Origin of the sequence: Mycobacterium neglectum (genome assembly GCF_002591975.1) — a bacterium.
Lineage (GTDB): Bacteria > Actinomycetota > Actinomycetes > Mycobacteriales > Mycobacteriaceae > Mycobacterium > Mycobacterium neglectum.
The window spans coordinates 129,982-152,277 of record NZ_NVQE01000001.1; the positions used below are offsets into that span (position 1 = coordinate 129,982).

Here is a 22,296-nt window from a genome sequence, read left to right on the forward strand (position 1 = left end):
CTGAGCCATCTCCTCTTCGCGCAGCGCGCGTCAGCGGGTGTAGTAGTTCGGGGCCTCGACGGTCATCGCGATGTCATGCGGGTGACTCTCCTTCAGACCCGCGGCCGTGATTTGTACGAACTGCGCCTGCTGCAAGTGCTCGATGGTGGCCGAACCCGTGTAGCCCATCGCGGCACGCAGCCCACCGGTGAGCTGATGAATCACCGTCGACAGCGGACCGCGGAACGGCACCCGCCCCTCGATGCCCTCGGGCACCAGTTTGTCCTCGGACAACGCGTCGTCCTGGAAATAGCGGTCTTTGGAGTAGGACTTTCCCCCCGCACGCCCGGCCATGGCCCCAAGCGAGCCCATGCCGCGGTAGCTCTTGAACTGCTTGCCATTGACGAAGATCAATTCGCCAGGCGACTCGGCGGTGCCGGCCAGCAGCGATCCCAGCATGGCGGTCGATGCGCCCGCGGCGAGCGCCTTGGCGATGTCACCCGAGTACTGCAGGCCGCCGTCGGCGATCACTGGAATCCCCTTGGGCGCGCACGCGGCGACCGCCTCCAGAATTGCGGTGATCTGCGGTGCGCCGACGCCCGCAACCACGCGGGTGGTGCAGATGGAGCCCGGACCGACACCGACCTTGACAGCGTCGGCGCCCGCGTCGACGAGGGCGGCAGCCGCGGCGCGGGTCGCGACGTTGCCGCCGATCACCTCGACGCGGTCACCGACCGCCATCTTCACGCGGTGCACCATGTCCAGCACGCCACGGTTATGGGCGTGCGCGGTGTCCACGATGACGACGTCGACGCCGGCGTCCGTCAGCGTCATCGCCCGCGTCCACGCGTCGTCGCCGACACCGACCGCGGCGCCGACGAGCAGCCGACCGTCACTGTCCTTGGTGGCGAACGGGAACTGCTCGGTCTTCACGAAGTCCTTGACGGTGATGAGCCCGGTCAGCTTGCCGTGGCCGTCGACGATCGGCAGCTTCTCAATCTTGTGGCGGCGCAACAGACCTAGAGCGGCTTCGGCCGAAACACCTTCCTGCGCAGTGATCAACGGCGCTTTGGTCATCACCTCCGACACCGGCTTGGACTGGTCGACCTCAAATCGCATATCGCGGTTGGTGATGATCCCGACAAGGGAGCCCTGCGAGTCGACGACCGGCAGCCCCGAGATCCGAAACCGCGCGCACATCGCATCGACCTCGGCCAGTGTGTTGTCCGGTGAGCACGTGACCGGGTCGGTGACCATCCCCGCCTCGGAGCGCTTGACGGTTTCGACCTGGCCGGCCTGTTCGGCGACGGGCAGGTTTCGATGCAGGACACCCATGCCACCGGCGCGGGCCATCGCGATCGCCATCCGCGATTCGGTCACGGTGTCCATGGCGGAGCTGACGAGCGGGACCCTCAGCCGGATCCGCTTGGTCAGCTGGCTGGAGGTGTCGGCTGTGGCGGGCACCACATCGGAGGCGGCGGGCAGCAGCAGCACATCGTCGAAGGTGAGTCCGAGCATCGCGATCTTCGTCGGATCATCGCCACCGGTAGGCACCGGAACGGCGAGGGGAAGGCTGCTTTCGGCGATCGACATGGGTGGGGCCTCCCGGGACAGACGAGCTAGATTCCCCATCTTATCGGCATTGACGTCGCCGGTTCCGCGCCACACTCCCGGTTGCGCCATGCCGGGCGGACGGCTGGCGCGAAATGTGGACGGCTGCGTAATGTGGAGTCGTGCGCGACCACCTCCCGCCGGGTTTGCCGCCCGATCCGTTCGCCGACGACCCGTGCGACCCCTCGGCTGCGCTCGACGCCCTTGAGCCTGGCCAGCCGCTGGACCCGCAGGAACGGACCGCGGTCGAGGCTGATCTGGCGGATCTCGCAGTATATGAAGCATTGTTGGGACACAAGGGAATTCGTGGCCTGGTCGTGTGCTGCGACGAATGCCAGCAGGACCATTACCACGATTGGGACATGCTGCGGGCCAACCTGCTGCAACTGCTGGTCGACGGCACGGTCCGGCCGCACGAGCCTGCCTACGATCCCGAACCCGACGCCTACGTCACCTGGGATTATTGCCGCGGCTACGCCGACGCCTCGCTCAACGAGGCCACGACGGACACCGACGGGTATCGCTGAGGGCGCAACCGTTCCCGGTTAGCTGCCTTCGCCGCCCGACCCGGTATCGGGTTCAGGAACCACGAATGTCGTCGTAACCGGCGCTTGCCGCTGTGTTGGCGGCGCCTGGACCGTTGCGGGCGGCGCTGGGACCGTTACCGGCGGTGCCTCGACCGTGGCCGTCGGCGCCTCTTCGGCGGCCTCGGAGACAGTCGATGACGGCGCCGGCTGGGTCTTCGTGGTCATCGCGACGGTGGTCGTCGTAAGTGGCGGTGTGGATGCCACCGATGACGTCGGCAGCGGTTCTTCCTCCGACGTCTGCGATGGAGGCGGCGTGCTGGGCGGAGCGGTGCTGGGCTCAGTCGCCGGCAACTGGGACACCGGTCCGGACGTCGGCGGCGTGGTCTCCGACGACGTGCTGGTCGGCGACGACGTCGGACTGGAAGGCGGCGTGGTCTCCGACGACGTCGGACTGGACGGCGGCGTGGTCTCCGACGACGTCGGACTGGACGGCGGCGTGGTCTCCGACGGCGACGTGGTGGCGGACGGCGGCGACTCGGTACCGGTGTTGTCCGGCGACGTGGGTGTCTGGAGCACGACCACGTCGGGGAAGACCGGCGGCGGCGCATCGGGCGGCAGGACCGCGGCGGCGTCTTGCGCCTCGACCTTCACCGTCAGCTCTTGCCACTCGGTGACCAGTTCCTGCTTGCGCACATCGTCGTTGACTGTCGCCACAGTGGTGGTGAGCGTCTCCAGTTTGTCCTGAGCGGCCTGCCACTGGCCCTGGTCGACGAGCTGCTGCACCTCGGCGAGTTGCTGCGAGGCGAGCATCACGGCGTCGTCCCTGGGGGCCGGCTGCTCACCGAAGATCATTGTGCGCAGCCCGTAGAGCGAGTCACCCGGGCCTGCGCCCGCGACGACGCTGGCGAAGCCACCGAGACACAGCACCGCTGCGGCAGTCGACCCGACAAGAGCCAGGGTCCGGCGCGAACGCGTGCGCGTGCGCTGCGCGGAGTCCAACGCGATCACCGCATCCCGCGGAGTCACCGGAACCGTCAGCGGCGCATCACGAATGTCGTCGCGCCAACCGGACAGCAGATTGATCAGTTCGGCCTCGCCGCGATCGGTTGCGTACACCGGCTGTTCGAACGCGAGTGCGTCGAGGAACCGATCGGTGCGGTTGATCTCATTGAGCGACGGGTCCCCGCCGTTGGAAGTCCAGCGTCCGAAGTCAGGCATGGTCGCGCCCCTTCGACATGATCTCGTCCTTCAACCGCGCCAGGGCGCGGTGCTGGGCGACCCGGACCGCGCCCGCGGTGCTTCCAACCGCTTCGGCGGTCTCTTCGGCGCTCATGCCGACGACCACGCGAAGGATCAGAATTTCGCGCTGTTTCTCGGGCAACACGGCCAGTAGCTGCTTCATCTGGGCCGAGGCCTCGGAATCCAGCGCCATCTGTTCTGGGCCTGCGTCAAGCGAGAGGCGTTCCGGCACGACATCCGTCGGGTCGGAGCGGTTCCTGCCCGCTGCGCGATGAGCGTCAGCGACCTTGTGCGCAGCAATGCCGTACACAAAGGCCAGGAACGGTCGTCCCTGATCCTTGTAGCGCGGCAGCGCCGTAATGGCGGCCAAGCACACCTCCTGCGCGACGTCATCTGCTGAGAGGCCACTTCGTTCAGTCGACCCAACCCTCGCCCGGCAATACCGAACGACGATGGGACGAATGGTCTCCAGCACCCTCCGGAGCGCATCCCGATTGCCCGCTACAGCCTCAGCAACGACATCATCGAGACGTTCTCCCGAAATTGTCATCGTGGGCGATCTCTCCAGCGTTACTTGCAGGACACTTACCGGTGGACTTGGCTCAGCTAAACAATAACTTTCAGGATGGCGTGCTCCCGTGTCAGCGGGCGGCCCACACGCCGCCCCGTGACCGGACTGTGTCGGCGGCACCATCGCGAATGGCTGTTACCTCTACATCTGAGCGCGTCGCGCTGCCGACACCGGCCAGCAACGACGCCAACGCCCACACCAGCGGCATCATTCCGAGACGTTGGGTGTCGTCGAGCGCGGTGTCGGCGACCTGCCGGGAGCCGTCGAGGTCACCTGCGCAGCACAACGCCGCGGCCAGGACCACCTCCGATTTCAGGGTGTGCCGTACCGAGCCGAACGCCACGGCGGCAATTCGGGCCGTTTCGGCGTGGTCCATCGCCGCCGCGCCATGACCGCGGGCCATCGCGAGCTCTGCGGACACCCATGCGATCCGCACGCGCAGTCGCGCAGGCCCCCGCTCGTCTATCAGGTCGGCGGCGCGGTGCAGTGCCCGCTCCGATGCCGCGAACCGTCCCGTGCCGAGCGCATCTGCGGCCAGTCCGATCAGTGCGTCGCCACCCGCCTCGCGATCGGGACCCGCGAGCGCCGACGCCCGGCCGTCAAAGGCGCGGGCGCGGTCGTGCCAGCCGAGTTGGCGAAGGAATGAGGCACGGGTGCTGTGGGCCAGCGACACCACAGGGTCACCCGGACCGCGACGCACTGCGGCGAGATCGGCCAGCGCGCTGCTGTAGCGGCCCTGACCGCCCGCCGCGACGGCCCGCAGCCAATGTTCATACGGAGTCGTCGCGGCGGGCAGTGGCCAGCACCCCGGGTCGTCGCCGAACGCGGCGTTCGTCAGTTCTGCGGTGGAAGTGATCATCTTCGGCCGCGACGCTATCAACGTAGACGCGCGGTACCCGGTACCGGCGGGCACGTTTTAGGGTGGAATCAAAATCACTTTGGTTAACAATTGATGCTGCCAACGTTAATTCCATGTAAGACGGCGACGGGTCCTGACAATTTGCCCGAACAACACCAATCGACGCGAACAGGACAAATGCGGGATGCCGGGCGCCACAACACGTTCGCTAAAACATCGAACTTGGCCACCAAGAGTCTCAAGATGAACGTGACGTAAATTCTGTACCTGCTGTTATGTCAATTAGCACATGCTCAGGCTATTGACGGAATTTCCTGAGCCCACCTAGTTTGTGTGCACGCAGTCATCGATGACTAGCGCTCGGTTCGGTTCCAAACTCCCGCACTCGTGTAGTTGGCGAATTGGGTGTGTAGAGAGGGGTTTCTCCAATGCCACAGCCTCAACAGCTTCCCGGCCCCAACGCTGATATCTGGGATTGGCAGATCGCCGGCCTATGCCGTGGCGTCGACTCAGCCATGTTCTTCCACCCCGACGGCGAACGCGGCCGGGCCCGCGCTCAGCGCGAGCTGCGCGCCAAGGAGATGTGCCGGAGCTGCCCGGTGATCACGCAATGCCGTTCGCACGCGCTGGCAGTCGGTGAGCCCTATGGCATCTGGGGCGGCCTGTCGGAGTCCGAGCGCGAACTCTTGCTGAAGCGGGGCATCCGCCGCGCCTCGTAGTCCCGAATCCATCGAGAAGGCCCCACCCCGAAGATGCCGGGGTGGGGCCTTCTCGATTCCGCGAACGCCACCAAGACGATTCGGATCAAGTTGGGCAATGCTCGGACACTCGAGCAAGGCCGTAGCCGAAACGGCGCGACAGCGGCGAGAACCTAGCGCAAGATGGACGCCGTGCCAGGAGCCTTCGACCATGACAGCAGCCTCGTCGACTTCGCAACGGCGACGGCCAGCACCGCGGTAGCCGGGTCGGTGTCGACCACTGCCAGCTCGGCGGTGGCCGGCTCTGCCGCGACAGTGGCGAGCACGGCAGTCGCCGGATCGGCGGCCACCGTGGCGAGTGCCGGTGTGGTCAGCTCGGCGGCTACCGTCGCCAGTACTGCCGTCGCCGGATCGATTGCCACCGCAGGCAGCGTCGCCGTGGCCGGAAGTATCGTCACCGCAATGTCTCTCGCGGTCGCCGGCAGTATCGCATGCGTGGCCTGTGCATTCTGCAAGAAGTGCATCGCGTGCTTGGGTTGCGTCGGCTGTACCGACTGCGTCGGGTGCGTGGGGTGCTACAACTGCTCAGGCCTGCGGTTCGCCGTCGGGCTGCGCGACGTCCACGTCTGATTCGTCGGCGGGTGTGTCCCGAACCGCGGCCTTGGGTTGGCGGGCGCCCACCAGCCGGATGACGCCGTAGCCGAGACCGACCGCAACGACGAGCACGACCAGCCAGGGAAGCAGCAAACCGAACAGCAGCACCAGGTTTCCCACAACGAAAACCATTGTGTCCCAGCCCCGTTCTACCTGCCCCAGGAAGCCTTGGTACTCCTTGGGCGCCGGCCCGCCGATCGTTTCGGCCACGAACGTGACATCTACGGTGCTGTACTCGATGCGGTCGCCGAGCGCGTCGCGCTGAGCACGCAGGCTGTCCAAATCAGCTTGGCGCTGCGAGAGTGCGTCCTCGGCGGAGATCAGCGCTTCGGGATCCCTGGCGTCGCGCATGATGGCCAAAAGGCGATCCACCGATGTCTGCAGAGCCTTGATGCGCGCGTCGAGGTCGACCCGTTGTGCCGTCACATCCTCGGACGTGGTTACGGCCGTCTGCACCGTTCCCAGAGTCTTGAGCTCCCGCACCACCCCGTCGAGCTTGCCCACCGGAACTCGCAGCACCACCGACGTACGGGCGAATCCGCGGTCAGAGCCGGCATCCTCGCTGCGACTGTCCACCCGACCGTCGACGTCCTCCACCATGACGGCTGCCTTGTCCGCGGCCTCAGAGGTATTGGCAACCGCGATGGTCATCGACGCGGTCTTCACGACATCGCGTGTGGCGTCCTCCACCGGCAGAGGCTCCTGCTGAGGTGGAGCCTCCGGTGCGCCGACGGAGGCGTCGTCGGTGAACTTGGACGCGGGCGCGTCGTCGCGCAAAGAAGGCCCTGATCCTGCGCAGGCCGTCAGAAGACTTAGTGTGGCGATCCCCGTAATCGCCAACGTCAACCACTTGCGGTACAACGTGCAGGAAAACCGGCTCATGAGAGCCACCATGCCATTAGCTGAGAATTTGGACCATTTTCGCTGGTTGGATAGGCGTCACCGAGTCAAGTCTGGGCCGAGATACGCGAGAGGGTGTGGAAAGCATTTTGAGACAGGGGCTCTAGTCGTCGGACTTATCGGGCTTATCGGACTTATCGGAGTCGTCGGACGTGTCTGAGTCGTCGGAGTCGCCGTCCTCGCCTGAGTCGTCAGCCTCGTCAGCGTCGTCGGCCTTTGCGGACTTAGCCGATTCGTTGATGCCGTCGGCGTGCTTCGTCAGAAGTCGAGCCAATTCGCGAGCTTCTTCAGGTGCCAACGAGTCGTCGAACAGCCGCTCGCTGTCCTCCGACACTCGCTCGAGGTAGACCTCGTTCTCTTTCGTGGCGACGTTCCACTGGCCGCCTTCGTGTTCCACCATGAATCCTGGGGTACCCGACTTCTGGGTTGTCACCCATTGTCAGGGGACGCGGGTCCAGGGTTGGCAGTTACGAGACTCAAAGGCCATCACCGTCGTATTGATATTCGCGAACATCGGTCCGATGGACATATTCGTCGCGACCACATTGTCCTTGTTCATATCGGGAGTGCTGTAGGTGAACCACACGCACATCGAGTCCTGTGTGGGCACATCGTTGATCCAAACCCCGAAGGTCGACGCCGAACCGCCCGTTTGGTAGAGCCCCGACGAGATATCTGGCCCGACGAGGAAGAAACCGTTCCCCGGGATCGGGTCCATCGGGGCGGCACTTGCCGGTGACACAGAAGCGACTGCGGCCACACCGGCAGCGAGCACAGCCGCTGCGCGACGCCGACGGATTGGGAACATACGCACCTCCTAGATACCCGACTTGGACGGCCCACGAAAGCGACGGAATCGGGCCTCCAGGCTCAGCGGTAAGCCCTGCTTCACCGGTGCAGCGCGCACCGTTGCACCAGGCAGCGCGCGGTCGCCGGCGCGAACGACAACCGGAAGCGTGAGCATCTTGCCGAGCACGCTGATCTCTCGCTTTGCCTGCTCGCGGGCGATGAACAGCAAGTCGAGCGGATACCAAAGGCCAACCCACGCTACGACCAGAAACACGCCGCTGCCGATCAAGTCGGTCGCAAATTCGCCCATCCCCGGTCGCGAGAACGCGAACGACAGCGCGATGCCAACAAAGAACAGCAGCGAGCCACTGAGCAGCGACCGCATGCCCTGGCGCCAGATGAGGTCGTGTTCGCGGTTTGCCCGCCGCAGTCGCAGGTCGCAATAGCGGCGGACGGCCGCGACCACGTTGGCGGCCTGCTCGTCGGGGCACTCGTCGGCGATATCCAGAACGACGCGCTGGTCAGGGTCGACGCTTCGCTGGGCCAGTAACCGCTCGACCAGTTCGTCCATACCGCTGTCAATGCGATGCGCTCCAGCGAGCAGGCCGCTCGGATCCGCATAGAACAGCTCTTCGGCATTGGCGACCTCGATCACCATGTCGGCCGCTGGCGTGCTCGTCCTGCGTCGCACGTTTCACCACACCTCCCCGGGCCGGGGCGTAACTGGCACCGCTCACCGACGGCAATCGGGATATTACGTACCAAGGCGTCCGCAAACAGCCGGATCGGCGCACCCGGTGCGAAACCCCGGCTAAGAGGGGAAGTTGACCACGCTCCCGTCCAGCGGCAGCTGGTTGGTGCGTTCGCCGGGCGCCGGGTCCCATTTGACGCGATCGCCGTCCATCGATCCAGCAAGTGTGAACCGATCGATCTCGTACGGCGCGTTGTCGCTCGACAGCGGAACCGGTCCTCGGGACACATGGAAGTGAAGATGAGCCTCACTGGTATTACCCGAATTGCCAAGCCGCCCAATGACCTGGCCGCGGGTGACCTTGTCGCCGACTTTCACGGAGGCAGACCGGGGAATCATGTGGGCATAGAACGCGAAATGCCCGCCACCGATGTCGATGATGATGTGATTGCCCCCGAGCTCCTCGAAGGACTGATCAGCCGTGATGACCTGTGGCACAGCCTCGTTCAGGTCCGACACCACCGTTGTCACCGTGCCATCGGCCACCGCCAGCAGCGGCGCGTCGAAGGCGAGGTAGTCCTCGTTGCGCTTTCCGTCGCCGGTGAAGGTGGCGGCCGGGTCCCTGGTCGGGTCCACGCGTAACCAGTCGATGGCATAACGCTCACTGCCGTTGAGCCTGGAACCGACGCCCATCACCGCTCCGCGATGCGACGTGACGCCGCAGCATCCGTTGAGCGCGACCCAGTCGTCACCGGCGAGCGGCGGACCGATGACCACCGGTGACGCCGCGCTGATGCGGACGACGCCACCGATCTGCGTCACATCATCGGGGTACCGGGAGCTGACGGGTTGGTTCTCCGGCAGCGCCGGACCAAGCGTCATGCCGACCCGGTGCGTCACCTCGGCGGGAACCTCGGCGCGGGTGTCGTAGACGTCGTCGAGCACGAGCACCGCAGTACGTCCTGCGGGGATTTCGGTGACTGGGCCGGAATGAAGATTGGGAATCAGGATGGTTCGTTCCGCGATCTCCTGCGGTCCGACGGTGGCTACTGTGGCTCCGTCAGGACCGCCGGCGAGGGTCTCGACCCGTGTGATCGTCGCCGGCTTCGGTCCGGAGTTGAGTACCTCGATCTCATAGGCCACGTGGATCTTTCCGTCTGTGCCCGTGACCGGAATCGGGTCGGGCGAAAGCGCCGTGAGAACCAGCGGCGCCACCACGTCCACATCGAGCGGATAGCCGGGCGGGATTCCGCCGCGGGACTGCACGACCGATGGTGCGGCGGTGTCGGTCGATGAGCCGCAAGCCACCAACAAAGCGGCACAAGACATCAGAAGAATCGGTGACGTTCGCATAGAGCACCCGCCTTGCTTGTCGTTGACGCATGGCATCAGGCTCGAAGTGGTCCCGCCTCTGCGGGAGGAGCTTAACGAAAACACCCCCGGCCCAACAGGACCGGGGGTGCGTCGTCAAGAACACTCAGTGCGAGTGGCCGTGCCCATGGCTGTGGCCGTGGCCGTGGCCGTCGTCTTCCGCCTCGGCCGGCTTCTCGACAATGGCCGTCTCGGTGGTCAGCACCATCCGCGCGACGGACGCCGCGTTCAGCACCGCCGACCGGGTGACCTTGACCGGATCCACGACGCCGTCGGCCGCCAGATCGCCGTACTCGAGCGTGGCGGCGTTGAAGCCCTGCCCGGCGGGCAACTCGGCGACCTTGTTCACCACCACGGCGCCGTCGAGCCCGGCGTTGGTGGCGATCCAGAACAGCGGCGCGGACAGCGCGGAAGCGAACACGGCGACGCCGAGCGCCTCGTCTCCCTTGAGCGACTCGCGCAGCGGGCCCAGTACCGAGCCGGCCTGGACGAGCGCAGCGCCGCCGCCGGTGACGATGCCTTCCTCCACAGCCGCTTTGGCTGCCGAGACGGCGTCCTCGACCGCTTCCTTGCGCTTCTTGAGGTCGGTCTCGGTCGCCGCGCCGACCCTGATGACGGCGACGCCACCGGACAGCTTGGCCAGACGCTCCTCGAGCTTCTCGCGATCCCAATCGGAATCGGACGCCTCGATCTCGGAGCGCAGTTGCGCCTTGCGCCCTTCGATGGCGTCCTCGGTGCCACCGCCGTCGACGATGACGGTGCTGTCCTTGTCGACCACGACCCGGCGCGCGGTACCCAGCACCTCGAGGCCGACCTCGCGGAGCACCAGACCGACATCGGGGTTGACGACCTGTCCCCCCGTGACGACAGCCAGATCGTCGAGGAATGCCTTGCGCCGGTCCCCGAAGAACGGCGCTTTGACGGCAACGGCCTTCAGCGTCTTGCGAATCGCGTTGACCACCAACGTCGAAAGGGGTTCACCCTCGACGTCCTCGGCCACGATCAGCAGCGGCTTGCCAGACTCGGCGACCTTCTCCAGCAGCGGAAGCAGATCGGGCAGCGAGCTGATCTTCTCGCGGTGCAGCAGCACCAACGCGTCCTCGAGCACCGCTTCCTGAGCGTCGAAGTCGGTGATGAAGTACGCCGAGACGAAGCCCTTGTCGAAGCCGACGCCCTCGGTGACCTCGAGCTCGGTGCTCAGGGTCGAGGACTCCTCGACCGTCACAACGCCGTCGACGCCAACGGTGGTCATCGCCTCGCCGACCAGCTCGCCGACCTCTTCGTCACGCGAGGAGACGGTGGCGACCTGGGCGATCCCCTTCTTGTCGCTAACCGGCGTCGCCGCCGCCAGCAGTGCTTCGGAGACGGCATCTGCGGCCTTGCTGATGCCTTGGCCCAGCGCGATCGGGTTGGCACCCGCCGCCACGTTGCGCAGCCCGGCCTTGATGATCGCCTGTGCGAGCACGGTCGCCGTGGTGGTGCCGTCGCCCGCCACGTCGTTGGTCTTGGTGGCGACCGACTTGACCAGCTGGGCACCCAGGTTCTCGAACGGGTCCTCCAGGTCGATCTCGCGGGCGATGGTGACGCCGTCGTTGGTCACCACTGGTCCGCCGTACGCCTTGGCCAACACCACGTGGCGGCCACGCGGCCCCAGCGTGATCCGCACGGCGTCGGCAAGCTTGTCGACCCCGGCTTCCATTGCCCGGCGCGCAGTTTCGTTGAACTCGATCTGCTTGCTCATGAATGTCCTTACTGAATGAAACTACTCGAAACGACTCGAAACGAGTGCCGCCCCGGAACTCACCCGTCTATACGGGAAGCTCCGGGGCGGGACACGGGTGCTTACTTGTTGACGACAGCCAGCACGTCGCGCGCGGAGAGAATCAGATACTCCTCGCCGTTGTACTTGATCTCGGTGCCGCCGTACTTGCTGTAGATGACGGTGTCGCCTTCAGAAACGTCCAGGGGGATGCGCTTCTCGCCGTCCTCGTCCCAGCGGCCGGGGCCAACTGCGACGACGGTGCCCTCCTGGGGCTTCTCCTTGGCGGTGTCGGGAATGACCAGACCGGATGCGGTCGTGGTCTCGGCCTCATTGGCCTGAACGAGGATCTTGTCCTCGAGTGGCTTGATGTTCACGCTCGCCACGATGGAGCCCTCCACTAATTTCGGGTTGTCGATCCCGGGGGATCCCGGGGTCTCAATTACCAGGTGTTCGGCATAGCGTCCGTGCCTCGCGCCGTCGTCGCGGGTGCCGGCGCAGGGGTTGGTCGCCTGCCACCTAGCACTCTATACATGAGAGTGCTAGCACTCAAGATCACCCCACTGCCTATCGCCGGTGGCGAACACGCAGGTCCCCGAAGAAGGCCGTGACCAGCGGGTTGACCACGCAGCGCGCTCCCACTGCAGGAAATGGCCGGCACCCGGGACCACGACCGGCCCCGTCCGGTTGGTGAACGCCACCTCGCAGGTGTGCAGAAAGTCCGGGCCGATCACCTGATCGTCCATGCCGTAGAGGATCAACGTGGGCACATCGACCTTGCGATCGATGATCGGCGGCTCGCTCATCGGCCGGCCGTGCTGGAGCTGGTAGCAAGCCCAGCCCGCGCGCATCCGCTCCGCTGTGGCGAACGGCTCGGTCATGAAGTCGATGTCTGCCGAGGTGAAGGTGCCGGGAGACGCCCATAGCCGGTGCCCATACATTCCGGCGATATGCCGGCGGCGCTTGGCTGGTGTATCGAGTTCGGCCGCCAGCGCGTCCGGTGTCGCCCCCTGAAGGTGGCGATAGTCGGCCGTCGGACCGTCGCCGATAGAGCGGATCGACGCGACGTCTATCCCGGCCGCGACGAAGTCGTCGAAGACGAACGGCGGCACCGTGTTGAAGTAAACGAGCTTCTCCACGAAATTCGGATAACGGTGCAGAAGGTCCACCGCGACCGCGCCACCGAGATCACCTGCGACCACAGCGCACCGCTGATGGCCGAGCACGTCATGCACGAGCAGATACGTGTCACGGCTCCACGCCGCAAGGTCGTACACATCGGCCGCCGAAAGATCCGAGTCGCCGAAGCCGCGCAGGTCCGGGACGATCACCCGGTGGCCGGCCTCGGCCAGCGCACCGATATTGCGCCACCAGATCCGCTTGGTTTCGGGCCATCCGTGCAGCAGCACGACGGGATAGCCATCATCGGGGCCTACGTCCACGAAGGCGATCGACAAGCCATCGCGGCCCTCACTCGGCGGGACCTCACGGCGGTGGACCGGGTAGGCATCCGGTGCCGGGGTCGCCGGTTGGGCGGGTCGCAATCGCAGGTCGTAGTGCACGGCAGCGAGTCTGCCGCAGCGACGCTCAGAAGTTCGTCGGATCGACCGTCAAGTGATCGGACACATCGCCGAGCATCTGGATTTCCACCTTGCGCTCGGTGAAATGCCAACCGCTTCCATCACGGCCGAACGTATCGAAATACCGCCCGACGACGATCGGCTGAATCGGCACGGAGTCGGTGTCCTGCACGACGCAGAACGTCGAACGGGAGACCGCGGTGTCACCGGTGAGCTCGACGATCGGGTTGAGCACGAGGTGACGTGTCCGCGGTGTGTTGCCGTGGTCCGGGTAGCGGCGGGTCGTGGCCGCGAACAGCTTGGCGATGTTCGCCGCACCGGAGACACCGTGTGGACCGGTGCCGCCGAACGACGCACGTGACAGCAGCGCGCCGACCCCGTCGAAGTCGCCGGTATCGATGAGTTCTGCATAGCGGTAGAGCAATTCGATGATGTCCAGCTTGTCGCTCAAGCCACCTGTCCCTTCACCACGGGTAGCCCGGGGTCGCTGACGGCATCCAGCGGCGACGGCGCCGCACCCGCCGCGATCAGGTGCGCCGCGAACGACGCGATCATCGCCCCGTTGTCCGTGCACAGCCGCGGCCGCGGGATGCGCAGCGTCAGTCCGGCCTCCTCGCAACGCTGCTCCGCCAGTTCACGCAGCCGCGAATTCGCCGCCACCCCACCGGCGATCAGCAACGTCGACACGTCGAGTTCCTTCGCCGCTCGTACCGCCTTGCGGGTCAGCACATCGGCGACCGCTTCCTGGAAGCCGGCGGCGACATCGGCCGAAGAGAAATCGGGATGACTCACGTTCTTTTCCATGTAACGCGCTACGGCCGTCTTGAGCCCGGAGAAGCTGAACGCAAACCGGTCGTCGCGCGGTCCGGTCATTCCACGGGGAAACACGATGGTGTCGCGGTCGCCGGTACGTGCGAGGTCGTCGAGCGCCTTGCCGCCGGGATACCCGAGGCCCAGCAGACGCGCCACCTTGTCGTAAGCCTCACCCGCGGCGTCGTCAACGGTGCTGCCGAGCTCGACGATAGGTTCGCCCAGTGACCGCACGTGCAGCAGGTTGGTGTGGCCTCCCGACACGAGCAGACCCACACTTTCGGGCAGCGGGCCGTGGTCATAGACGTCCGCGGCCAGGTGCCCACCGAGATGGTTGACGGCGTAGAACGGCACCTGCCACGCGGCCGAATATGCTTTGGCGGCAGCCACTCCCACCAACAGTGCACCGGCGAGTCCGGGTCCGATGGTTGCCGCGACGATATCCGGCTTGACGATGCCCGCCGTCTCCATGGCGCGGCGCATCGTCGGCCCCAGCGCCTCCAGGTGGGCCCGCGACGCGATCTCGGGAACGACGCCACCGAATCGGGCGTGCTCGTCGACGCTGGACGCCACTTCGTCGGCCAGTAACGTCACCGAGCCGTCCGCACCGAGTTGGGCGATGCCGACGCCGGTTTCGTCGCAGGAGCTCTCGATGGCCAGAATGACTGTCATGACGGATCCTCTTGAGGAAGTCGCTTCATCGTATAGGCGTCCGCCCCGCTGGCGCGGTAATAGCGCCTGCGTAATCCGACGTTGACGAAGCCGAAGCTCTCGTAAAGCGCAATCGCGGGCACGTTGTCCGTTCGGACCTCGAGGAAAATTACGCTGCCGGAGGCCAATTCGAGGAGTTCGGTCACCAGCCGTTTACCGATGCCTTGGCCTTGGTACGCCGGGTCGACGCCGATGGTGTGAATCTCATACTCGTATGGCCGTATTCGGCCCAACCGCGCGATCCCCGCATAGCCGATGAGGGTGTCCTCGCTGCGCGCGGCGACATAGTGAATGTGCTTGGCCTTGAGTTCGGCGAGGAACGCCCGTTCCGGCCAGGGGTCGTCGCCGGAGAACAGTTGGGACTCCAGCTCGGCGCACCGCGCAGCGTCAGACGGTTTCAGTTTCCCGTAGACGACGGTCATCGCGCCGCAGCCTGCCGCTCAGCCAGCGTCTTGGCGTCGGGACGCCGGAGATACAGCGGCACCAGTGGCGCCGGGGCGGAGGTCCAGTCGGCGACCGCCCGCACCAACCCCGTCGCGGTGGGATACCGGGCTGGCTGCGCCAGCGCTTCATCGGCGCCGGGTACATCGGCCGGGGCCGCGACGGCCGGACCCGCCACTCGCGCACCGTCGCGGTAGCGCGCCCAGTACACCTCGCGCCTGCGCGCATCCGTCACGACCAACAGGTCTCCCCCGGCCACGATGCCGATGGCGTCAAGACTGCACACTCCGTGCACAGGCAGACCGAGCGCATGGCCGTATGCCGCGGCGGTGGCCATCCCGACTCGAAGACCCGTGAACGGGCCCGGCCCGCAGCCGACGACGATCGCCTCGAGCTCATCGACGCCGACCTCGGCATCGGCGAGTGCACGGACCGCGTTGGGTGTCAGCTGCTCGGCATGCGCGCGCGCATCGAGCGTGACCCGTTCGGCCAGCACATCGATCGCGTCGCCGTCACGACGGACCACCCCGGCGGTGACCGCAGGCGTGGCGGTGTCGATCGCCAGGATCAGGCTGCTCACGGCGCGCTCCACTGCCAGATCGCCGTCCGCACCTCGGTGTCGGCTCCTCGTTCGAGCCGGATGTCGAGATGGCTGTCGGACAACCGCTCGGCCAGTCCTTCCCCCCATTCCACGACGACGACCGCGTCGTCGAGATCGGTGTCCAGATCCAGCGAGTCGAGTTCGGCGAGCAGGTCGACCGAGGTGGCATCGAGCAGCCGATAGAGGTCGACGTGAATCATGGCCGGGGCGTCGGCACGGCGCGCCCGGTGCACGCGGGCCAGCACGAATGTCGGCGAGACAACCGGCCCGTCGACATCCATCGCCTGCGCAATACCCTTGGCCAACACCGTCTTTCCCGCGCCCAGCGGGCCCGACAGCACGACTACGTCACCGGCGCGCAGTCCTCGGCCCAGCCGCTCCCCCAGGGCGATGGTGTCGGCCGCCGTCGGCAGCTCCGCCGTCCCCGCGCCACGCTCAGCCATGGTGGCGAACCCGATCCCGGACGCGGCGGGTCAGCGCGACGAGCTTGGACGGAGTTGCGCGCTCTACCAGCCGGACCAGCGCGTCATCGATGACCTCCGGCTGTTCTAGCTCAACGAGATGCCCTGCGCCTTCGACAATCACGAGTTCGGACTTCGGCAGGGCGTCGGCCATGTCCTGCGAGTACTCCATCGGGGTCAGCAGGTCCTCATCGCCACACGCGATCAGCGTCGGCACCTTCGCCAGCGTGGTCAGCCCCTCGGTTTCGTCGTGGACCTCGAGTGCGTGCAGGAACTCGACGAGCGTCTCGATCGGGGTGTCGTGCATCATCTTTTCGGAGAATCCGACGACGCTCGGGCTGACCTTCACATCACCGTAGGAGGCGGCGCGAAGGATCGGAGCGATCACAGCCTTGGCGGCGCCGCGAGTGCGATGCACGGTCTTCGGTGCGTACCGAACAGCGAAGCGGACCGCCTCCAGCGCGGGGTTCTTCAGGATCTCCCCCAGCGGGGAGCGTGAAACCCCCTCGGCCGCAGACGCTATCAGCGCAGCGCCGACGACGCGAGTGGGATAGCGCTGCGGGAACTGCCTGGCGTGCGACAACACGGTCATACCGCCCATCGAATGGCCAACCAACACAATCGGACCGCGCGGTGCCATCACCGCGAGCACCGTCTCCAGATCCCTGCCGAGTTGCGCCACACTGTAGGTCTCCGGCGGTGCTTGGCCGGACTGACCGTGTCCACGCTGGTCGTAGAAGACCATCCGCACCTGCGAGCCCCACTCCTGCGTCAGACGGGCACGTTGGAAATGAAAGGCGCCCATGCGAAGACAGAAGCCGTGGGCGAACACCACCGTGAGCCCGGCGTTGGGGTCCCCCACCTCGCGGACCGCCAGGTCGACACCGTCCGGTGTGGTGACGACGACGCTCCGGTCGGCGTCGAGAAGGCTGAAATCCTCGTGTTCGTAGGGATCGTCGCTGCTGACACGTCGGCGTAGCGATCTCGCGACGGACACCGCGGTGGCGGTGCCTACGGCGGTCACACCTGCCGCGCCCGCCAACCAGCGGGTACCCTGATCGCTCAACGGCTTTGACCGATCGGCTGGGTTTCGCGGTAGGTCCGCACCACGCGGCCGCGGGGGCTCGTGACGACCTCGTAGTTGATGGTGCCGAGCAGTTCGGCCCAGTCCTGCGCGGTCGATTCGCCCTGCGTTCCCGGCCCGAACAGGATCGCGTCGTCGCCCTCGGAGACGTCGCCGCCGGAACCCACGTCGACCACGAGTTGGTCCATGCAGACGCGCCCGACCGCGCGGCGCAACCGTCCGTTGATCAACACGTCGATACGGCCACTGAGGTTTCGGAAGACACCGTCGGCGTAGCCGATGGGTAGCAGCGCCAGGGTGGTGTCGCCCTCGGCGATCCAGGTGTGGCCGTAGGAGACACCTTCGCCCGCTTTCACCGGCCGTAGCAGTGCCACAGGGCATTTGAGCGTCATCACCGGCTTCAATCCCATGGCTCCACGCTCGGGAATCGGCGTCTGCCCGTACACGGCGATACCGGGCCGGACCATGTCGAACGCAAGATCGGGACGCGTCAATGCCGACGGCGAGTTGCTCAGGTGCACCAGCTCGTACCGCACACCCTGATCGCGTGCCTGACCCAACATCTCTTTGAGCCGTTGCGCCTGAACGTCGTTGAGGGGATGTTCGGGGACGTCACCGTGCACCAGATGCGACATGAGGCCACCCAGCGTGAACGCCCCGTCGGCCAGGGCACGCTTGAGTGCGGTCAACATCGCCGGATACTCTGCCGGGCTTGCACCGTTGCGATTCAGGCCGGTGTCGACCTTGACGGTGACTTTCGCGGTACGGCCGGTCTGCTCGGCCGCGGCGCGGAGTTCGCCCAGCTGGCGCAGCGACGACACGGCGATCTGCACGTCGGCGTCGAGCGCGGGTGCGAAGTCGGTCCCAGGCGGGTGCAGCCACGCCAGCACGGGGGCGGTGACGCCGTCGCGGCGGAGCGCGATCGCCTCCTCGATGGTGGCGACACCGAGTTCCGCCGCGCCTGCGGCGAGGGCAGCCCGGCCGGTCCGCGTCGCCCCGTGTCCGTACCCGTCGGCCTTGACGACAGCCATCACCTGCGCCGAACCCGCATGCTCGCGCAGCAGGGCCACGTTGTGTGCCACGGCGTCGAGGTCGATCACCGCCTCGGGGGCCACGTGCGTCGTTCCAGTCGATTGCATGGTCATGTCACCACAGTCGATTGTCCCAGACCAGAAATTGTGCCTTGGCGCACAGTGACGGCCGGTCAGTGCGCGAACGGCCGCAGCTCGTCGAAGTGGCCCTGCGGCTTCAGCGCGTCGAGCTGGGCAAGCACGGTAATCATGTCGTCGCGCAGCATCCTGGCCAGGTCAGCGGAGAAACCCTCCCGGACGACGATGCGTAAAACGACGACGTCGCTGGCGTTGTCCGGCATGGTGTACGCGGGCACCTGCCAGCCGAATGAGCGCAGGGCGTGGGAGACGTCGAACTCGGTGTAACCGGGATCACCGGACAGCCGGAAGCTGACCACGGGGATGGCCGAGCCGTCGGAGATGATTTCGAAGTGTTGGCTCTCTCTGAGCTGATCGCCAAGCCAGCGCGCCGTAGTCGACAGCGACGACATCACCTGGGCGTAGCCGGATCTGCCGAGCCGCAGAAAGTTGTAGTACTGGCCGATCACCTGGTTGCCGCCCTTGGAGAAGTTCAGCGTGAACGTGGGCATGTCACCGCCCAGGTAGTTGACCCGGAAGACGAGGTCCTCGGGCAGGTACTCGGCGCTTCGCCACACCACGAAACCGATGCCCGGGTACGTCAGTCCGTACTTGTGGCCGCTGACATTGATCGACACCACCCGGGGCAGCCGGAAGTCCCACACCACATCCGGGTGCAGAAATGGCACGACGAAGCCGCCACTGGCCGCGTCGACGTGCACGGGAACGTCGACACCGCCGTCGGCGGCCATCTTGTCCAATGCGGCGCAGATCTCGGCGATGGGTTCGAGTTCGCCGGTATAGGTGGTGCCGAGGATGGCGACCACACCGATGGTGTCCTCGTTGACCGCGGACAACACCTGCTCGGGTGTGATGACGTAGCGCCCCTCCTCCATCGGGAGGTAGATGGGCTCGACATCGAAGTAGCGACAGAACTTCTCCCAGACCACCTGGACGTTGGCGCCCATCACCAGATTCGGCTTACGGGTGCGCCAGCCGCCTTTTCCGTCTTTTCCGTCGCCGACCTTTGCGCGCCACCGCCAGCTCATCGCCAGACCGGCGAGCATCACGGCCTCGCTCGACCCGACGGTGGAGACGCCGATCGCGCTGGCCGGGTCGTCGTCGCGCAGGTCTTCGGCGTGGAACAGGTCGGCCACCATGCACACGCAACGCTGCTCGATCGCCGCGGTGGCCGGGTATTCGTCTTTGTCGATCATGTTCTTGTCGAACGTCTCGGCCATCAGTTTCTCGGCCTCGGGGTCCATCCAGGTGGTCACGAAGGTCGCCAGGTTCAGCCGGCTGCTGCCGTCGAGCATCAATTCGTCGTGGATGAAGCGATAGGCGGCGGCGGCGTCCATGCACTCGTCGGGCATCCGCAGCGCGGGAACGGGTGCCATCGCGAACCGCCCGGTGTATGCCGGGGAGATCAACGGAGCGTGAGAGCGCTTGCGCGACATGGCAAGACCTTTCGTTAGAGAGATGCGATGGCGGCCCGGACATGGGCCAGGATGCGTGATGCTGATGTCGGTGCCGGGTGCGGCCCGGGATCGGCGGCGGACAGGTTGGCAGCACGAGCGTGGACGTAGGCGGCTGAGGCTGCGGCTTCGCCGGGGGGCAGGCCTGCGGCGAGCAGTGCACCGACGACGCCGGAAAGCACATCGCCGGAACCGGCTGTGGCCGCCCATGATTGGCCCGCGGAGTTGAGGTACACCGACCCACCGGGTTCGGCGATCACGGTGATGTTGCCCTTCAGCAACACGGTAACGCCGAGGCGGTCGGCGAGCCTGCGGGTCGCGCCGATGCGATCGACACCGGGCGGCGAACCGGCCAGCCGCTCGAACTCTCCTGCGTGCGGCGTCAACACCGTCGGCGCAGCCCGATTGGCGACGAGGTCGGGGTGGGCCGCGAGGATGGTCAGCCCGTCGGCGTCGACGATCACCGGCAGATCGGTCTCCAGTGCGAACCACAGCGCCGCCGCACCCTTTTCATCGGTCCCCAGCCCCGGTCCTACCACCCACGCCTGCACTCGCCCCGCAGCGGAGATGGTCGGGGCGGCGACAACCTCTGGCCACTGTGAAATCACCTGCTGTGCGGCACTTCCCGCGTAGCGCACCATGCCCGACGTCGCGGCGACCGCGGCGCCTGTGCACAGCACGGCCGCACCGGGGTAGGTGGCCGAGCCGGCCAGGACACCGGTGACGCCCTGGGTGTACTTGTCGTCTTTCGGGCCGGGGACGGGCCATCGCGCAGCGACATCGCCGGCGTCCAACTCGAGCACGTCGGACCGTGGCAGGTCCAGGCCGATGTCGACCAGCTCGACACGGCCGCAATCGCCAAGGGCGTGAACCGGCTTGAGGCCACCAAAGGTCACGGTCAGTGCGGCGCGCACGTGCGGGCCCTCTGCGGCACCCGTGTTCACATCGATGCCGCTCGGGATGTCGACAGCGACCACCGGGGCGGTAACGCTTTCGAATATCTGGGCCGCTTCGGGCCGCAACGGCCCAGAGCCGGAGATCCCGACGACGCCGTCGATCACCAGATCGGTTGCCGCCGGAATGCTTTCGACGATCCGGCCGCCTGATGCGATATACGCGGCCAGCGCCTCGGTGTGCGTGCGTTCCGGTTTGAGCAAAACCGCCGCGGCCGATGCGCCGCGACGACGCAGGAGGGTGGCCGCCCATAGTGCGTCGCCGCCGTTGTCCCCGGAGCCGACGACCGCGCAGACCCGGCGACCGGCGACGCCGCCGGTGAGCAGGGTGAGTTCGCGTGCAATCGCGGTGGCCAGACCGTTGGCGGCGCGGCGCATCAGGGCACCATTGGGGAGGCTCGCCAACAGCGGCGCTTCTGCCTCGCGGATCTCGTCGGCGGAGTAGTAGTACCGCATCGGGATCAGGATGGCATGCCGAACCTCCTCCGCGTTGCTGGTGCGGGAAATGCCCGTGGACGACTTTTCCGGCGAGCAAGCAGAGAGCAAATTGCGCCCGCGCAACGAACCCGGCGCGGCCCACCGACGATTGTCACGATCCGATAACGTTCGGTACCGGAGTCAGCGCATTCTGCCCACCGGTTTTCCGCTGGCCAACCTGCGCTTCGGGCCGGTCGAGCCCATCCCGCCGACCGGAACCGAACTTGATCGGAAATACGAGTCTGTGCTTGGTTAGGCACACCGATGACTTGACGCGACTGAATCGAAATTTTGATCGGCGGTGAACAGCTAACTCATATGTGTGCGCTTGGTCACGATATCCGGGCTTCCGAAGGAACCAACCGGTCGAACCGTCCTTCGTGGGATCGATCTTTGCGGGTACCACAGGGTTCCGACGCCATAGCCATGCATCGGCTGGCGCACGCCACCGGGGCTCTCGACGTCAACTCGCCCTACGCGTACCTGCTGTGTGCGACTGACTTCGCCGATACGGCGATTGTCGCCGAGGAGGACGGCGACCTGCTGGGTTTCATCACCGGCTATCACCCCCCGACGCGGCCCGAGGTGTTGTTCGTCTGGCAGGTGGCGGTCGCCCCGTCTGCGCAAGGCCGGGGGTTGGCCAGCGCGATGTTGGACGGCCTCGCCGACCGGGTACGGACCGACCGCCACGGTCATCCGCTGACGGTCGAAGCGACGGTCGCACCGAACAACGAACAGTCACGTGCGCTGTTCGGTGCGTTCGCGCGCAGGCACGGGGTCCCGATGACCGAACATCCGCACTTCCCCGCGGAGCTTCTCGACCCTGACCTCAACCACGAAGACGAACCGATCCTTCGGATCGGTCCGATCACTGCTTCTCGCTAGAACCAAGACTGAACGGAGGCGC

At 66.2% G+C, this 22,296-nt stretch carries 26 protein-coding genes; 4 read left to right on the forward strand and 22 right to left on the reverse strand.

The window, feature by feature from the left end; all coding sequences use genetic code 11:
* Positions 1-30 precede the first annotated feature (30 nt).
* Positions 31-1,572, reverse strand: coding sequence for an IMP dehydrogenase (gene guaB, locus CSQ99_RS00575; RefSeq protein ID WP_099037095.1), 1,542 nt, complete (start codon positions 1,570-1,572; stop codon positions 31-33).
* A gap of 140 nt (positions 1,573-1,712) precedes the next feature.
* Here guaB and CSQ99_RS00580 point away from each other — a divergent pair, with 140 nt between their 5' ends.
* A complete protein-coding gene (locus CSQ99_RS00580; protein WP_099037096.1) occupies positions 1,713-2,117 on the forward strand; it encodes a DUF5319 domain-containing protein in 405 nt (134 codons plus the stop codon).
* 18 nt (positions 2,118-2,135) lie between these two features.
* Here the strand turns inward: CSQ99_RS00580 and CSQ99_RS00585 are convergent, their stop codons facing one another.
* From CSQ99_RS00585 to CSQ99_RS00595, 3 genes are all read right to left on the reverse strand, one after another.
* Positions 2,136-3,335 carry an anti-sigma-D factor RsdA gene (locus tag CSQ99_RS00585; protein ID WP_099037097.1) on the reverse strand — a complete coding sequence of 400 codons (1,200 nt, stop codon included), beginning with the start codon at positions 3,333-3,335 and terminating at the stop codon, positions 2,136-2,138.
* On the reverse strand, positions 3,328-3,906 hold the full coding sequence (locus CSQ99_RS00590) for a sigma-70 family RNA polymerase sigma factor (RefSeq protein WP_099037098.1): 579 nt from the start codon (positions 3,904-3,906) through the stop codon (positions 3,328-3,330). Before CSQ99_RS00590 ends, CSQ99_RS00585 begins: the two co-directional genes overlap by 8 nt.
* Positions 3,907-3,997: 91 nt before the next feature.
* On the reverse strand, positions 3,998-4,786 hold the full coding sequence (locus CSQ99_RS00595; RefSeq protein WP_099037099.1) for a hypothetical protein: 789 nt from the start codon (positions 4,784-4,786) through the stop codon (positions 3,998-4,000).
* Positions 4,787-5,214: 428 nt separating this feature from the next.
* Between CSQ99_RS00595 and CSQ99_RS00600 the strand changes: the two genes are divergently transcribed.
* Positions 5,215-5,505 (forward strand): WhiB family transcriptional regulator, encoded by a 291-nt coding sequence (locus CSQ99_RS00600; protein WP_099037100.1) that lies wholly within the window; start codon positions 5,215-5,217, stop codon positions 5,503-5,505.
* Positions 5,506-5,657: 152 nt separating this feature from the next.
* Here CSQ99_RS00600 and CSQ99_RS31805 read toward each other — a convergent pair whose 3' ends face one another.
* The 18 genes from CSQ99_RS31805 to CSQ99_RS00690 all read right to left on the reverse strand — a co-directional run bounded on the left by CSQ99_RS31805 (position 5,658) and on the right by CSQ99_RS00690 (position 21,368).
* Positions 5,658-5,942, reverse strand: coding sequence for a hypothetical protein (locus CSQ99_RS31805; protein ID WP_176560804.1), 285 nt, complete (start codon positions 5,940-5,942; stop codon positions 5,658-5,660).
* Between the two features lie 127 nt (positions 5,943-6,069).
* Positions 6,070-7,020 carry a DUF4349 domain-containing protein gene (locus CSQ99_RS00610; RefSeq protein ID WP_099037332.1) on the reverse strand — a complete coding sequence of 317 codons (951 nt, stop codon included), beginning with the start codon at positions 7,018-7,020 and terminating at the stop codon, positions 6,070-6,072.
* A gap of 121 nt (positions 7,021-7,141) precedes the next feature.
* Positions 7,142-7,471 carry a hypothetical protein gene (locus CSQ99_RS00615; RefSeq protein WP_245908579.1) on the reverse strand — a complete coding sequence of 110 codons (330 nt, stop codon included), beginning with the start codon at positions 7,469-7,471 and terminating at the stop codon, positions 7,142-7,144.
* A gap of 6 nt (positions 7,472-7,477) precedes the next feature.
* Positions 7,478-7,846: an Rv1352/Rv1906c domain-containing protein gene (locus CSQ99_RS00620; protein WP_099037102.1), complete on the reverse strand. Its 369-nt coding sequence runs from the start codon at positions 7,844-7,846 to the stop codon at positions 7,478-7,480.
* A gap of 9 nt (positions 7,847-7,855) precedes the next feature.
* A complete protein-coding gene (locus CSQ99_RS00625) occupies positions 7,856-8,518 on the reverse strand; it encodes a hypothetical protein (RefSeq protein ID WP_245908581.1) in 663 nt (220 codons plus the stop codon).
* Positions 8,519-8,638: 120 nt separating this feature from the next.
* Complete coding sequence (locus tag CSQ99_RS00630; protein ID WP_245908583.1) at positions 8,639-9,847, reverse strand: M23 family metallopeptidase; 1,209 nt, start codon at positions 9,845-9,847, stop codon at positions 8,639-8,641.
* Between the two features lie 148 nt (positions 9,848-9,995).
* A complete protein-coding gene (groL, locus tag CSQ99_RS00635) occupies positions 9,996-11,630 on the reverse strand; it encodes a chaperonin GroEL (protein ID WP_099037105.1) in 1,635 nt (544 codons plus the stop codon).
* A 101-nt stretch (positions 11,631-11,731) separates the two neighbouring features.
* On the reverse strand, positions 11,732-12,034 hold the full coding sequence (groES, locus tag CSQ99_RS00640; RefSeq protein WP_046754122.1) for a co-chaperone GroES: 303 nt from the start codon (positions 12,032-12,034) through the stop codon (positions 11,732-11,734).
* A gap of 156 nt (positions 12,035-12,190) precedes the next feature.
* The gene (locus CSQ99_RS00645) at positions 12,191-13,210 is read right to left on the reverse strand and encodes an alpha/beta fold hydrolase (RefSeq protein ID WP_245908585.1); all 1,020 of its coding nucleotides are present in this window, start codon (positions 13,208-13,210) and stop codon (positions 12,191-12,193) included.
* A gap of 25 nt (positions 13,211-13,235) precedes the next feature.
* Positions 13,236-13,679 (reverse strand): nuclear transport factor 2 family protein, encoded by a 444-nt coding sequence (locus tag CSQ99_RS00650; protein WP_099037106.1) that lies wholly within the window; start codon positions 13,677-13,679, stop codon positions 13,236-13,238.
* Entirely contained in the window at positions 13,676-14,710 is a 1,035-nt protein-coding gene (tsaD, locus tag CSQ99_RS00655) for a tRNA (adenosine(37)-N6)-threonylcarbamoyltransferase complex transferase subunit TsaD (protein WP_099037107.1), read from the reverse strand. The genes CSQ99_RS00650 and tsaD overlap by 4 nt, the downstream gene beginning before the upstream one ends.
* Positions 14,707-15,171, reverse strand: a complete 465-nt coding sequence (gene rimI, locus CSQ99_RS00660; RefSeq protein ID WP_099037108.1) for a ribosomal protein S18-alanine N-acetyltransferase — start codon at positions 15,169-15,171, stop codon at positions 14,707-14,709. The genes tsaD and rimI overlap by 4 nt, the downstream gene beginning before the upstream one ends.
* Positions 15,168-15,770 carry a tRNA (adenosine(37)-N6)-threonylcarbamoyltransferase complex dimerization subunit type 1 TsaB gene (gene tsaB, locus CSQ99_RS00665; protein ID WP_099037334.1) on the reverse strand — a complete coding sequence of 201 codons (603 nt, stop codon included), beginning with the start codon at positions 15,768-15,770 and terminating at the stop codon, positions 15,168-15,170. Before tsaB ends, rimI begins: the two co-directional genes overlap by 4 nt.
* Positions 15,767-16,234 carry a tRNA (adenosine(37)-N6)-threonylcarbamoyltransferase complex ATPase subunit type 1 TsaE gene (gene tsaE / locus CSQ99_RS00670; protein WP_099037109.1) on the reverse strand — a complete coding sequence of 156 codons (468 nt, stop codon included), beginning with the start codon at positions 16,232-16,234 and terminating at the stop codon, positions 15,767-15,769. Before tsaE ends, tsaB begins: the two co-directional genes overlap by 4 nt.
* Positions 16,227-17,318, reverse strand: coding sequence for an alpha/beta fold hydrolase (locus CSQ99_RS00675; RefSeq protein WP_099037110.1), 1,092 nt, complete (start codon positions 17,316-17,318; stop codon positions 16,227-16,229). Before CSQ99_RS00675 ends, tsaE begins: the two co-directional genes overlap by 8 nt.
* Positions 17,315-18,481, reverse strand: coding sequence for an alanine racemase (gene alr, locus CSQ99_RS00680; protein ID WP_099037111.1), 1,167 nt, complete (start codon positions 18,479-18,481; stop codon positions 17,315-17,317). Before alr ends, CSQ99_RS00675 begins: the two co-directional genes overlap by 4 nt.
* Before the next feature lie 59 nt (positions 18,482-18,540).
* On the reverse strand, positions 18,541-19,941 hold the full coding sequence (gene gad, locus CSQ99_RS00685) for a glutamate decarboxylase (RefSeq protein ID WP_099037112.1): 1,401 nt from the start codon (positions 19,939-19,941) through the stop codon (positions 18,541-18,543).
* A gap of 14 nt (positions 19,942-19,955) precedes the next feature.
* Positions 19,956-21,368 (reverse strand): NAD(P)H-hydrate dehydratase, encoded by a 1,413-nt coding sequence (locus tag CSQ99_RS00690; protein ID WP_099037113.1) that lies wholly within the window; start codon positions 21,366-21,368, stop codon positions 19,956-19,958.
* Positions 21,369-21,417: 49 nt separating this feature from the next.
* Between CSQ99_RS00690 and CSQ99_RS00695 the strand changes: the two genes are divergently transcribed.
* Both CSQ99_RS00695 and ectA read left to right on the forward strand, forming a co-directional pair.
* Positions 21,418-21,645: a hypothetical protein gene (locus tag CSQ99_RS00695; RefSeq protein WP_141562644.1), complete on the forward strand. Its 228-nt coding sequence runs from the start codon at positions 21,418-21,420 to the stop codon at positions 21,643-21,645.
* Between the two features lie 62 nt (positions 21,646-21,707).
* The gene (ectA, locus tag CSQ99_RS00700; protein WP_099037115.1) at positions 21,708-22,274 is read left to right on the forward strand and encodes a diaminobutyrate acetyltransferase; all 567 of its coding nucleotides are present in this window, start codon (positions 21,708-21,710) and stop codon (positions 22,272-22,274) included.
* Positions 22,275-22,296 lie beyond the last annotated feature (22 nt).